This is a genomic window from Tateyamaria sp. (assembly GCF_039940735.1).
Lineage (GTDB): Bacteria > Pseudomonadota > Alphaproteobacteria > Rhodobacterales > Rhodobacteraceae > Tateyamaria.
On the sequence record NZ_JBDVGB010000036.1, the window covers coordinates 159,692 to 173,239 of the forward strand.

General features: G+C 54.3%; 12 protein-coding genes. 8 read left to right on the forward strand and 4 right to left on the reverse strand.

The features are described from left to right. The first annotated feature begins 16 nt into the window (after nt 1-16). Entirely contained in the window at nt 17-1,570 is a 1,554-nt protein-coding gene (locus ABJF76_RS07230; protein WP_413818918.1) for a substrate-binding domain-containing protein, read from the forward strand. A gap of 1 nt (nt 1,571) precedes the next feature. Here the strand turns inward: ABJF76_RS07230 and radC are convergent, their stop codons facing one another. From radC to dnaK, 3 genes are all read right to left on the reverse strand, one after another. Next, nucleotides 1,572-2,321: a RadC family protein gene (gene radC, locus ABJF76_RS07235; protein WP_413818917.1), complete on the reverse strand. Its 750-nt coding sequence runs from the start codon at nt 2,319-2,321 to the stop codon at nt 1,572-1,574. A 132-nt stretch (nt 2,322-2,453) separates the two neighbouring features. Then, nucleotides 2,454-3,614 (reverse strand): molecular chaperone DnaJ, encoded by a 1,161-nt coding sequence (gene dnaJ / locus ABJF76_RS07240; protein ID WP_413818916.1) that lies wholly within the window; start codon nt 3,612-3,614, stop codon nt 2,454-2,456. A gap of 78 nt (nt 3,615-3,692) precedes the next feature. After that, nucleotides 3,693-5,603 (reverse strand): molecular chaperone DnaK, encoded by a 1,911-nt coding sequence (dnaK, locus tag ABJF76_RS07245; protein WP_413818915.1) that lies wholly within the window; start codon nt 5,601-5,603, stop codon nt 3,693-3,695. Nucleotides 5,604-5,794: 191 nt separating this feature from the next. On the opposite strand from dnaK, the gene ABJF76_RS07250 reads away from it, so the two are divergent. Next, entirely contained in the window at nt 5,795-6,394 is a 600-nt protein-coding gene (locus tag ABJF76_RS07250) for an alpha-ketoglutarate-dependent dioxygenase AlkB family protein (protein WP_413818914.1), read from the forward strand. A 146-nt stretch (nt 6,395-6,540) separates the two neighbouring features. On the opposite strand, the gene ABJF76_RS07255 is transcribed toward ABJF76_RS07250, so the two are convergent. Then, a complete protein-coding gene (locus ABJF76_RS07255) occupies nt 6,541-7,365 on the reverse strand; it encodes an ABC transporter permease (protein WP_413818913.1) in 825 nt (274 codons plus the stop codon). A gap of 117 nt (nt 7,366-7,482) precedes the next feature. Here ABJF76_RS07255 and cysQ point away from each other — a divergent pair, with 117 nt between their 5' ends. The 6 genes from cysQ (at nt 7,483) to ABJF76_RS07285 (ending at nt 13,521) form a co-directional block, all read left to right on the forward strand. Continuing rightward, nucleotides 7,483-8,280 carry a 3'(2'),5'-bisphosphate nucleotidase CysQ gene (cysQ, locus tag ABJF76_RS07260; RefSeq protein WP_413818912.1) on the forward strand — a complete coding sequence of 266 codons (798 nt, stop codon included), beginning with the start codon at nt 7,483-7,485 and terminating at the stop codon, nt 8,278-8,280. Next, entirely contained in the window at nt 8,280-9,080 is an 801-nt protein-coding gene (locus tag ABJF76_RS07265) for a 3-deoxy-manno-octulosonate cytidylyltransferase (protein WP_413818911.1), read from the forward strand. Before cysQ ends, ABJF76_RS07265 begins: the two co-directional genes overlap by 1 nt. Beyond that, nucleotides 9,077-10,315 carry a glycosyltransferase family 2 protein gene (locus ABJF76_RS07270; RefSeq protein WP_413818910.1) on the forward strand — a complete coding sequence of 413 codons (1,239 nt, stop codon included), beginning with the start codon at nt 9,077-9,079 and terminating at the stop codon, nt 10,313-10,315. Before ABJF76_RS07265 ends, ABJF76_RS07270 begins: the two co-directional genes overlap by 4 nt. Nucleotides 10,316-10,467: 152 nt before the next feature. Next, nucleotides 10,468-11,361: a UTP--glucose-1-phosphate uridylyltransferase GalU gene (gene galU, locus ABJF76_RS07275; protein WP_413818909.1), complete on the forward strand. Its 894-nt coding sequence runs from the start codon at nt 10,468-10,470 to the stop codon at nt 11,359-11,361. A 14-nt stretch (nt 11,362-11,375) separates the two neighbouring features. Then, a complete protein-coding gene (gene galE / locus ABJF76_RS07280; RefSeq protein WP_413818908.1) occupies nt 11,376-12,359 on the forward strand; it encodes a UDP-glucose 4-epimerase GalE in 984 nt (327 codons plus the stop codon). A 37-nt stretch (nt 12,360-12,396) separates the two neighbouring features. Further along, nucleotides 12,397-13,521: a glycosyltransferase family 4 protein gene (locus tag ABJF76_RS07285; RefSeq protein WP_413818907.1), complete on the forward strand. Its 1,125-nt coding sequence runs from the start codon at nt 12,397-12,399 to the stop codon at nt 13,519-13,521. The last annotated feature ends 27 nt before the right edge of the window (nt 13,522-13,548 follow it).

Sequence of the window (13,548 nt, forward strand, 5' to 3'; positions counted from 1 at the left end):
CGACAAAGGGCACTTTATGGCTTGGCTACGTGCGGCGATTTTCGCCGTACTTTCTTTTTGGGGATTTGCGCTGTTTGCGCAGGACGTCACGTTGACCTCGCCCGATGGGCAGGTGGAATTGAGCGGAACGTTGCTGGGTTTTGACGGCGAGTTTTACCGTATTGAAACGATCTATGGCGAATTGACCGTGGATGGATCCGGCGTGCTGTGTGATGGCCCAGCCTGCCCAAGCTTGTCGGATTTTGTGGCCGAAGTCTCAATTTCTGGATCGTCGACGATGGGCGCTGTCTTGATGCCAGCGCTTATCGAAGGGTTCGCCCTACGGAATGATTATACCCTCAGTCGAGAACCGATCGAGCCGGTAGGATTTGTCTACATCCTGTCAGATGAGGCCACCGATAAGCAGGTGGCGCGTTTCTACGTTCAGGCATCGACCACTGACGAAGGCTTTGCCGACCTTTTGGCGAATGATGCTGACATCGTCATGGCATTACGTGAAATCCGCCCCGAAGAACGCCAGCGTGCACGTGAGGCTGGGATGGGTGACATGACTGATGCCAATCGCAGCCGTGTGTTGGCATTGGACGCAATGGTGCCGATTGTGGCGCCATCCAACCCCGTCGATCAGATCTCTCCTCAAGCGTTGGCGCATGTTTTTGCTGGGCGCATCACGAACTGGCAAGAACTTGGCGGGGCAGATGCACCCATTTCATTGCATTTACCAGGGTTGCGAACAGGCCTAGGTCAATCGGTCGAGGATAAGGTGATGGGACCAGCCCGATTGGAATTCGCTGATGGCATTGTGCGTCATGATCGCGCTGGCAACGTGGTTGACGCCGTATTGGCTGACCCTTTTGCGATTGGTATGGCCAGTTTTGCCGAGACAGGAAATGCACGTGCTTTGACGTTAACGGGGGAGTGCGGGTTTTCCCTGTCTGCGCAACGCAGCACGATCAAAACCGAAGACTATCCTCTGACGGCACCCATGTTCCTTTATGTGCCTGCCCGTCGTCTACCCAAGGTGGCGCGTGAACTGCTTGCTTTTATGCGTGGACCATCGGCACAAATCGTTATTCGTCGCGCCGGTTTCGTGGACCAAGCGCCTGAAGAAGTGTCGATTAACGATCAAGGCTATCGCTTTGCAAATGCCGTCACATCTGCGGGGCCAGAGATTTCACTAGAAGAATTGCAACGCATGACGCGTACGCTTTATGGTATGGCGCGCCTCACGACGTCCTTTCGATTTGAGGCGGGTTCGGTCCGTTTGGACGCGCAATCCCGTTCGAACGTTCAGCAATTGGCTCGCGCATTAGAACAGGGTCGCTATGACGCGCGTCAATTGTTGTTGGTCGGTTTCAGTGATGGCGATGGACCTGCGTCAGCCAACCGTGACATTGCGCTGCGCCGTGCCGAGGCCGTGCGTCGCGCCGTTTCTGCCGCAGCAGAGACCGCTAACTTTGATCGGATAGGGCTTGAGGTGGACGCCTTTGGCGAAGCGTTGCCCATGGCTTGCGACGGCAGTGCATGGGGGCGGCAAGCCAACCGTCGGGTTGAGGTTTGGGTGCGTTAAATCAAAGGTAACCTTCTGATTTAAAACTAATTTCTTGAGATTTTCCAATGATCAGGTGATCGTGCAAAGTTAATCCCAAGGCGTCACAAGCCTGCTCCATCTGATCGGTCATGGTGATGTCGCTTTGACTAGGTGTTGGATCACCCGAAGGGTGGTTGTGCACCAGAATGATCGCAGAGGCGTTCAGTTCAAGCGCGCGTTTAGCGACTTCGCGGGGATAGACAGGGACATGGTCGACCGTGCCTTTGCCTTGTTCTTCATCCGCGATTAACACGTTTTTACGATCTAGAAAGAGCACCCGAAACTGTTCGGTTTCGCGATGTGCCATAGTGGTGTGGCAGTAATCGATCAGGGCATCCCAACTGGAAATCACCTGCTGATTTAAAATCCTCGCACGGGCCAAACGTTGAGCGGAAGCCTCGACGATCTTCAATTCGCAAATCACTGCGTTTCCAACACCTTTGATGCCGCGTAATCTTTCCGACGGTGCAGAAACCACTCGGTTAAAGTCCCCGAACTTTTTCATCAGAAGGTGCGCCAGCGGTTTTACATCCTGACGGGGGATCGCGCGGAACAGAACGAGTTCTAACAGTTCATAATCTGGCATCGCATTCGCGCCGCCGACCATAAACCGGGTGCGCAACCGTTCGCGGTGATCGACTACGTAAGACGGGGCTCGCCCTGATGGGAGAGGAGCCGCGGTGGCTTCGTCAAAAAGGAATGGCAGGGGCTGTTCGGCAAAATGGGACATAGCCCAGCATTGCCCGACATGGGTTAGCAGAGGATTAACGCGATGCATCCTGCTGTACACTGCCGCTACAGTTTGTGTGCCATCGGTCACGCCCGGGGGGTGTAAGGCGGATTTAAATCCGCCTTACCTTTGTCAGCCCTTCATCGAATCCCAGAAAGATTTCACCGAGGAAAAGAAACTCGACGATTCGGGGTTGTTCTCCGAGGACAACTCTTCGAATTCCCGCAGAAGTTCCTTTTGGCGACCAGTTAGATTCACAGGTGTTTCAACAGCAAGTTCGATGAACATGTCACCGGGGCCACCACCGCGCAACGCGGGCATACCCTTGGAACGCAAACGCATCTGGCGACCGGATTGAGATCCGGCTGGAATTTGCACGCGACCACGACCGCCATCAATGGTCGGCACTTCGATCGAACCACCCAAGGCAGCGGCGCTCATACTGACAGGAACACGACAGAACAGGTTGTTGCCATCACGCTCAAATAGTTCATGAATCACGACGTCGATAAAGATATAAAGATCGCCCGCCGGGCCGCCACGCATTCCAGCTTCGCCTTCGCCTGCCAGTCGAATCCGAGTGCCTGTTTCAACGCCCGCTGGGATGTTCACTGCAAGCGAACGGTCCTTTTCCACGCGACCCGCGCCACCACAAGAATTACAGGGGTTCTGGATGATCTGGCCGAGACCAGAACATGTTGGGCAGGTGCGTTCGACAGTAAAGAAACCTTGCTGCGCGCGTACTTTACCCATGCCTGAGCAGGTCGGGCATGTGGAAGGTTCTGAACCGCCTTCTGCACCGGTGCCCTTGCAGCCGTCACATGCCACCGACGTCGGAACATTGATGGTTTTTTGCAAACCGGCAAAGGCGTCTTCAAGACTGATTTGTAGGTTGTAACGCAGGTCGGAGCCACGAGCAGCGCGGCGTCCACCACCGTTGCCGCCGCGTTGACCACCCATGAAATCTCCGAACAAGTCGTCGAAAACATCCGAAAACGCTGAACCAAAGTCGCCCTGTTGGCCGCCAAAGCCGCCACCCGGTCTGCCGCCGCCTCCGCCCATTCCGCCCTCAAAAGCGGCGTGACCATATCTATCATAGGCCGCCTTTTTCTCGGGGTCTTTTAGTACTTCATAGGCTTCGTTGGCTTCTTTGAACTGCGATTCGGCTTCGGGTTTGTCGATGTTGCGGTCGGGATGCAGTTCTTTGGCCTTGGTGCGGTAGCCTTTTTTGATCTCGTCGGCGCTGGCACCTTTGGCGACGCCAAGCACATCGTAGTAGTCACGTTTTGCCATGGATCATGTCCTTTGTGGGAACGTCTGAGGCCGGCCTGATCGGGCCGGCCTCTTGATTGGTTCCATTGACAGCACGAATTAGCCGCGCTTGTCGTTGTCCAGGTCTTCGAAGTCTGCATCGACGATGTCGTCATCGGCGTCGCGTGGCTCGTCCGCGCCCATGGGCTCGTCTCCGCCGTCTTCTTGAGCCGACTTATAGATCGCTTCACCCAATTTCATGGCTGCTTCGGTCACGTTTTGGATGCCGGATTTGATCTTGTCCGCGTTTTCAGTTTCCAGCTCGTCCTTAAGCGCAGCGATGGCAAGTTCGATCGCTTCGACCGTGGTCGGATCAACTTTGTCGCTGTGCTCTTCGACGGATTTCTCGGTCGAGTGGATGAGGCTTTCGGCTTGGTTTTTCGCTTCGATCAACTCGCGGCGTTCTTTATCCGCTTCGGCGTTGTCTTCGGCGTCTTTGACCATTTGGTCGATGTCCGCATCCGACAGGCCACCTGAGGCTTGGATCGTGATCTGTTGTTCCTTGCCGGTGCCTTTGTCTTTGGCGCCCACAGATACGATGCCGTTGGCGTCGATATCAAAGGTCACTTCGATTTGGGGCATGCCGCGCGGGGCAGGCGGGATGTTTTCAAGGTTGAAGTTGCCCAAGATTTTGTTGTCCTGCGCCATTTCGCGTTCGCCTTGGAATACGCGGATGGTCACGGCGTTTTGGTTGTCTTCCGCGGTCGAAAAGATCTGTGATTTTTTCGTTGGGATCGTGGTGTTGCGATCGATCAAGCGGGTAAAGACACCGCCCAAAGTTTCGATACCCATCGACAGTGGTGTCACGTCAAGCAAAACAACATCTTTGACGTCGCCTTGCAGAACACCGGCTTGGATGGCGGCGCCCATGGCGACCACTTCGTCAGGGTTCACACCTTTATGTGGCTCTTTGCCAAAGAACTTGGTCACTTCTTCGACCACACGTGGCATGCGAGTCATACCGCCAACCAGCACAACTTCGTCGATGTCACCAGCCGACAGGCCAGCATCCTTAAGTGCCGCGGCACAAGGTTTCATCGACGCTTTGATGAGGTCACCAACCAGCGATTCCAATTTGGCGCGCGTCAGCTTCATCACCATGTGCAACGGTTGACCATTGCTGCCCATCGAGATGAAGGGCTGGTTGATTTCAGTTTGGTTCGCGCTTGAAAGTTCGATCTTGGCTTTTTCAGCGGCCTCTTTCAGGCGCTGCAGCGCCATCTTGTCTTGGGTCAGATCGACCGCATGTTCTTTTTTGAACTGCTCGGCAAGGTAGTTGACGATGCGCATGTCAAAGTCTTCGCCGCCAAGGAACGTGTCGCCGTTGGTCGATTTCACTTCGAACAGGCCGTCGTCGATTTCGAGGATGGTTACGTCGAACGTACCGCCACCAAGGTCATAGACCGCGATGATTTGCGATTCTTTTTTGTCGAGGCCATAGGCAAGTGCGGCCGCCGTTGGTTCGTTGATGATCCGCAGCACTTCCAGGCCAGCAATTTTGCCGGCGTCTTTGGTGGCTTGGCGTTGAGCATCGTTGAAATAAGCGGGGACAGTGATGACCGCTTGGGTCACGTCTTCGCTTAGATAGCTTTCCGCTGTCTCTTTCATTTTGCCGAGGATGAAGGCCGAGATTTGCGAAGGTGAATATTTTTCACCGCGCGCTTCGACCCATGCGTCGCCGTTGCCGCCATCAATCACGTTGAAGGGCAGGTTCTTTTTGTCTTTGGCCAGATCAGCGTCGTCATTGCGACGGCCAACAAGGCGTTTGACGCCAAAGATCGTGTTGTCGGGGTTGGTGACGGCCTGCCGTTTGGCGGGCTGTCCAACGAGGCGCTCGTTTTCGGTGAAGGCAACGATGGACGGTGTAGTCCGTGCGCCTTCGGCGTTTTCGATCACGCGGGGCTGGCTGCCATCCATGATGGCGATACAGCTGTTTGTTGTTCCGAGGTCAATACCAATGACTTTGGCCATGTTCTTTCGATCCCTTTTTCTATCTCAAGGCGATGACACGAAGCGGCGACCCGAAGTCGGCATCGACGCCACGATGTTTGCGCAAGATTCCTTGCGCGCTGGGGCGTATATAAGGAGGGTCATTTGGCGCTGCAACCTTTGGTGCGCTGTGTAAATCAGCTAATTTTGCGCATTCTGGCAGGGAGAAGGCGATGAAGGTCAATATTCGAGGGTTTGACATCCACAAAGGCCACCTTGGTGTCGAGGCACAGGTGGCTTTACTGGATGAAGTGCGTGCCATCGCCAAGGCAGCGCCAGTGTTTTCGCCGGACACGCCTTATGGCAAACCCATGTCAGTGCGTATGACGTCTGCGGGGTTGGTTGGATGGTATGCGGATCACTCTGGCTATCGTTACGCATCGCACCATCCCAATGGGTGCGCTTGGCCACCGATTCCAAGTTCAGTCTTGAACTTGTGGCATGAACTGACGGGTTTGGAACGTGTGCCGGATTGTTGTTTGGTGAACTTTTATGGTGCGGATGCGCATATGGGCATGCATCAGGACAAAAGCGAGGCAAATTTTGAATGGCCAGTACTGTCTGTGTCCTTGGGCGATGCGGCGTTATTCCGTGTTGGAAACACGACACGGGGCGGCAAGACCGAATCGTTCTGGTTAGAAAGCGGAGACGTGGTCGTGATGGGCGGCGCCGCGCGGCTGGCCTATCACGGCGTGGACCGCATTCGGTTTGGATCATCTCGTCTGTTGCCAAAGGGCGGGCGGATCAACCTGACCTGTCGCGTGGTGACGTGATTGCTTGACCCGTCGTTTGGCAGGTGGACAACTTCGCGGGGTGCGATTGTATGCCAAACGCCCTTGAGGTTTTCATACGTTAGCTTTGCGGATGTCTGTATTAGAGAACGCTTCACACAAGGTCAGTGTGACCGTTTAGACAACAATTAGCGCCTTGCGTTCCAGCTGACCGATGCGTGTTTGCGGGTATAGAATTCGCCCATCAGTCCGACCATCACCAAAATGATGCCCACCCAGAATGAATATTCCCAAGAAGAGTAGCGGGGGTTGTAGTTGAGGAACGCAAAGCCGCGTGATTGGTCAATAGCATGAAACAGCGGGTTCCAATCGAACATTGCCAGCATGAAGCCGGGCAAGGTGTTGGCCACGAACATTTTGCCGGATGCGATCATATTTGCGCGTTGGTAAATTTGCGTGAAAATGGAAACGAATGTGGGAAACCACGGCTTGATCGCCAACAATACGATGCCAAGCGCAGCGCCGGTAAACCAAGCGAGGATCACCATCCCGAAAGTTTTAAATGGTTGGTCGATGACCACGGGTGTAAATGCCACGTGATAAATGAACAGGATCATGAACATCGACAGAAGCTGAATATAAAGCGCACCCAGTGCAGCCGAGCAGATCGACACAAGAGTGTTCATCGGTGCGTGCAGCATCATCGGGTTTGCTGGGCCTTCGGATCCAGCCACAGCGCCCAGCGTTTTGGTATGTGTCATGTACAGAAAGATGCCCGTCATGATGTAAAGCAGGAAATCGCCGCGAATTGCCGCGCCGCGTAACCCAAGCACCGAAAACATCACATAGAAAGCCAAGACAAAGATCACGACCTGCAGCATGTTCATCGCGATCGCTAAAAAGGCATTGTTGTGCGCCCTCCGAACAGAGCGAACGATTGAATGGTACACGACCTCAGCCATGGCAATTGCCACGCCAAGCTTCGTCTGCGGTTTGCTGGTTGCTTGAAACATAGTCGTTCTGCCTCGATTGGCGGTAAGATCGCAGGGAATTCTTGCTGTTCCGTTAGCACGGTATCATAAGGGGCGCGCATCACTTTTTCAACAAATGCGCGTGTGAGGAACACTTTTATGAATTATGACGACTTGATCCCGGTGATCCGCAAGCTGGCGCTTGAGGCAGGTGACAAGATCATGGAGATTTATGGGCAAGACGATTTTGATGTGAAATCAAAGTCGGATGACAGCCCAGTTACCGCAGCTGACGAAGCCGCGGATGAATTGATTTCAGCAGGTTTGCGTGCGGCTTTTCCTGACGTGATGCTTGTCACCGAAGAACAAGCAGCGACCCATTCCACCACCGGGGATACGTTCTTGATCGTTGATCCATTGGATGGAACCAAAGAATTTGTACACCGCCGTGGCGACTTTACCGTCAACATCGCACTGGTCGAAGGTGGGGTGCCGACGCGCGGCGTGGTTTATGCGCCTGCCAAAGATCGTATGTTCTTTACACAAGCCGATGGAACTTCGGTCGAGGAAACAGGCGCGCTTGATAAGGACGTTGTCGGGGACGTGAAGGCGATGAACGTCGCAGACAGTGACAATTCAGCGCTTTTGGTTGTTGCATCAAAGTCGCACCGCGATCAGGCGACGGACGACTATATCAACAAATATGCCGTCAAAGACATGAAAAGCGCGGGATCAAGCCTGAAGTTCTGTTTGGTTGCGACGGGCGAGGCGGACATTTATCCGCGCGTTGGCCGCACGATGGAATGGGATACGGCTGCGGGTCATGCTGTCTTGGCCGGTGCCGGTGGTAAGGTTGTACGTTTTGATGACCACACGCCACTGCAATATGGCAAGGATGGGTATGCAAATCCGTTCTTTATTGCCTATGCGCCAGCGGTCACTTTGAAGCCCGCTTAATGTCAGTTCTGATCGTCATCCCGGCGCGTTATGCTTCGACCCGGTATCCGGGCAAACCTTTGGTTCCTTTAACAGGGGCCACTGGGGTCGCGCAGTCATTGATCGAACGCAGTTGGCGTGCGGCGATGGCTGTTTCGGGCATTGATCGGGTCGTGGTGGCGACAGACGATGTGCGTATCAAAGATGCCGCACAGGCGTTCGGGGCCGAAGTTGTCATGACTTCGGAATCCTGCGCGAATGGAACAGAACGGTGCGCCGAAGCTCATGCCAGTTTGGGCGGTGGATACGACATCGTTGTGAACTTGCAGGGTGACGCACCGTTAACGCCAGCGTGGTTTGTCGAAAGCTTGGTGGCGGGTTTGCGCTCTGCACCCAAAGCAGAGATCGCCACGCCCGTTTTGCGCTGCGATGGCGCGACTCTAACGGGGCTTTTGGATGACCGCAAAGCGGGTCGCGTTGGTGGAACGACGGCCGTGTTTGGCGCGGCGCATCAAGCGCTCTATTTCTCAAAGGAAGTTATTCCTTACACCAATGTCGCCTATGGTCGGGATGACGATACGCCGGTTTTTCATCACGTTGGTGTCTATGCGTATCGCCCAGAGGCGCTGGGCGCTTATACGTCTTGGACGACGGGTCCGCTTGAACAACTTGAAGGGCTTGAGCAGTTGCGATTCCTTGAAAACGGGCGGCAGGTCTTGTGTGTTGAGGTCGACGCGCGTGGGCGGCAGTTCTGGGAATTGAACAATCCTGAAGATGTGCCCAAGCTGGAAACGATGATGGCGCAGATGGGTCTGGAATGACCCAGATGCCGGTCAGCGTTGTGGTCGTTAGCCGCGACCGACCGGCGGCCTTGCGACGCTGCTTGGCTGGTTTGGCACAGCTGCAATATGATCCATTCGAAATTGTCGTCGTGGCAGATGCCAAAGGGTGTGCTGTCGTTGCAGGCTCTGATTGGGCCGAGCATATCAAGACCGTTCCTTTCGAAAAGCCAAATATCTCAGAGGCGCGCAATCTGGGCATCAGCCACGCTGCGGGGGATATTGTTGCTTTCATTGATGATGATGCCGTGCCAGAGCCAAGTTGGTTAACCCAACTGATTGCCCCATCTGTGCGACCGCATGTGGGGGCAATGGGTGGCTTTGTCTTGGGCCGCAATGGGATTTCGCACCAATGGAAAGCGCGCACCGTCGATGCAACCGGCGCAACCGAAGACTTAGAGATGAACCCGAGTCGCGCCACTGTTTTAACGCCGAAGGGCGCGCGGGCGACTAAGACAGAAGGCACCAATATGGCGGTGCGTCGTGATGTATTGGTCGAACTTGGCGGCTTTGATCCCGGCTTTGCCTTCTTTTTGGATGAAACAGATCTAAATTTGCGACTGACACGAGCAGGTCATGCCACCGCGATCGTACCTTTAGCCGAAGTTCACCACGGTTTTGCCGCGAGCCCACGCCGACGCGCAGACCGGGTGCCCCGCGATTTGTTTGATATTGGGGCAAGTTGGGCCGTGTTTCAGCGCAAATACGTACCACAAACTGAACGGATAGATCATTGGCGCACGTTACGGGCGGGCGAGCGGGCGCGTTGCGTCCAGCATTTGATGGCGGGCCGCTTGTTGCCCAGCGATGTGCGCAGTCTGCTTCGTCGGTTGGATCAAGGGTACAGTCAGGGTCTTATGCGGCAACGTGGTGGCGCAGTGGTGTCCAACAGCCCAAATTCAGCTTTCAAACTATTTCCGTTTGTGCCGCGTAAAAGCGTGGTCTTGTCGGGCCGCATTTGGGAACAATCCCGGTTGCGGGTTGAAGCTGTCAAAAGGGTCAAAGCCGGTGAAATCGTAACGCTGATCTTATTGTCGCCGACAGCACTGTATCATCATGTCAGATTTGATCATGCTGGTTTTTGGGAACAGAAAGGCGGACTGTTTGGGCGATCTGATCGCAGCGAGGCGTTGTTTCGAACCTATGCGTTCTCCTCGCGAATAGAGAAGGAACGGCGGAGAATCGCCAAACAACGCTTAATCAAAGAAGTTTTGTAACGCGCGTCGGCAAAATTTGATCAATTGTTGTGGAAAAACAGAAGTTGGGCTTTGAAGATGGTCAGTTGGACTTTACTAACCTGATCGCTTAAAGAACCATTTTATAGTGTAGTCGGCTTTGGCCGCCTTAGCAGAAAGAATGCGGAGAATGTATGCGTAAAAAGGTAACCAAGGCGATCTTTCCGGTTGCAGGTCTTGGAACCCGGTTTCTTCCAGCCACGAAGTCAGTGCCCAAAGAAATTATGACTTTGGTTGACCGTCCATTGATCCAATACGCGATCGATGAGGCACGTGCTGCGGGGATCAAGGAATTTATTTTTGTCACCTCCCGCGGCAAAGGTGCGCTTGAAGATTATTTTGATCATGCGCCGACTCTCGAACAAGAACTACGCAAAAAAGGCAAGGACGAGCTGCTTGAGGCGTTGAAAGACACCAATATGGAAAGCGGTGCGATTGCTTATATTCGCCAGCACAGAGCATTGGGTTTGGGGCACGCAGTGTGGTGTGCCCGTCGTTTGATTGCGAATGAACCCTTCGCAGTGATCCTTCCGGATGATGTGATCTCGGCGGAAACGCCGTGCTTGGCGCAGATGGTTGAAGCGTACGAAGAAACGGGCGGTAACATGGTTGCCGCTATGGAAGTTCCCCCAGAAAAAGCATCTTCTTATGGCGTTCTGGATGTCAAAAGCGAGAATGGCCAGATCGTCACAGTCAAAGGTATGGTTGAAAAGCCACCGGCTGGTGAAGCGCCTTCGAATTTGGCCGTGATCGGACGCTATATCCTGTCACCAACTATTTTGCGTTCGCTGAACCAAATGAAAAGCGGCGCAGGTGGGGAAATTCAACTGACTGACGCAATCGCCAGCGCGATTGGAACGGATGACGGCGTGTACGGGTACCGTTTCCGTGGTCAGCGCTTTGACTGCGGTTCTAAATCGGGCTTCTTGCAAGCCGCTGTGTCATTTGGTTTGGCACGCGAAGAGCTACGCGATGATTTGTTGGAATATATCCGCGAAGTGGTCCGCATGGACCAAGCGGCGCAATAGGGCGGAGATTACAAGTGAACCATGTTTTGGTGACGGGTGGTGCGGGTTATATCGGGTCGCACGCCTGCAAGGCTTTGCGCGATGCTGGTTTCATCCCAGTAACCTATGACAATCTTGAAACAGGTTGGCAGGACGCCGTAAAGTTCGGCCCATTCGAACAGGGCGATCTATTGGATCGTGCTCGCTTAGATGAAGTTTTTGCTAAATATGCGCCTATCGCTGTGATGCACTTTGCGGCGCTAAGCCAAGTGGGCGAAAGCATGAAAGAGCCCGGCCGCTATTGGCGTAACAACGTTTTGGGGTCCTTGACGTTGATCGAGGCGGCAGCGGATGCGGGATGTCTGGATTTCGTGTTTTCAAGCACCTGTGCGACTTATGGCGATCAAGACAATGTCGTGCTGGACGAAAACAGCGAACAGCATCCGATTAATGCCTATGGAGCGTCCAAACGCGCGATCGAAGATGTATTGCGTGACTTTGAAGCCGCCTATGGCATGCGGCACGTCATCTTTCGGTATTTCAACGTTGCTGGCGCGGATCCTGACGGCGAAGTGGGTGAATTTCACCAGCCAGAGACTCATTTGATCCCATTGATGTTGGATGCCATCGCCGGAAAACGCGATGCGTTGACGGTTTATGGCACGGATTATGAAACACCGGACGGGACCTGTGTGCGTGACTATGTGCATGTCTGTGATCTTGTGGATGCCCATGTTTTAGGCCTGAAGTGGCTGAAAGACGACAAAGGCAGCCGGGTGTTCAACCTTGGGACTGGATCAGGGTTTTCTGTGCGCGAGGTCATCGACCATTCCCGCGCGGTTACCAATCAGGTTGTCCCCTATGTTGACGGGGACCGCCGCCCAGGGGATTGCACAAAGCTGGTGTCAGGTTCGACGCGAGCAGAAGCTGAGCTGGGTTGGACACCAACGCGATCTACGCTTGAGACGATGATCACTGACGCTTGGAAATGGCATCAAACTGGCCACTACGATTCATAAGCTTCCGCCAGCGCGCTTGTTGGACCTGACGCGGTTGATGCGTCGGGTCGGTAAAGTGTTGACTGGGGTGGATCGTGTGGAGTGGGCTTATTTGCGGGCCATGTTGGCGGACGATGTTCCGCTCTTTGGGCTGATCCGCGCGCAGTTCGGTTACATTCTTTTGGATCAAGCGGGCATCGAGACACTGTTACCGTCTCTGTCTGGGCCTGAACCGGGTGTAGATCCAGATGCACAACGTAGCCGTACGTGGCGACGTGCGCGGCAGGTGGCGATTGGACGACGACCACCGCCGCTTTTGAAACGCATGTTGCAGCGGGCGCTCCCCTCTGGGTCTGCGTATTTTAACGTGGGTCATTCAAACCTGACAGATCGAGTCCTGGATGCGTTGCGTGCGGTGGATGCGAAAATTGTGGTTTTGATCCATGATGTCATTCCGCTGGAATTTCCAAACTACCAAAGGGACGGATCGGTGCCGCCCTTTGCAGACATGATTGCGCGCGTGGCTGCGCGGGCTGATGTCATTATTTATAATTCCGAAGATACACGCCAAAAAACCGAAGCACGGATGGATACTCCACCGCGGGGGATTGTTGCGCATTTGGGAACAGACAACGTGGCTGATGCACCCGAAGACGTACCATCAGGTTTGCCGCCAGAGGGGCCGTTTTTCATTTGTGTTGGCACGATTGAACCGCGGAAGAACCATGCATTCTTGTTGGACCTGTGGGCGGACATGGGCACAGATGCGCCCAACTTGATCATCGCGGGAAGTCGTGGTTGGAAGAACGAAGACGTGTTTGCTCGTCTTGACGCGTTACCGACCGACGGCCCGATTCTGGAAGTTGCGGGTTTGAGCGATGGCGCGCTCGCTTCATTAGTCTCTGCTTCGGCAGGCCTTTTGTTCCCAACTCATGCCGAAGGGTTCGGTCTGCCCGCAACCGAAGCTGCAATTCGCGGAGTTCCCGTTGTGGTTAATGACCTTCCCGTTTTCCGAGAGTTTCTGGGAGATATTGCCATTTACGCAAGCGTTTCAGATCGTTATCTATGGGAAAAGAATATAAAAAGTTTGGTCGCGATGTGGCCAAACGGGCCAAAACCGCAGCAGTTCCAGCCTCCGACTTGGGAGGCGCATTTCAAGACTGTGTTAAGGTTGACCTGTTAGGCCCGCGTGATCCGCATTGTGCGGTGG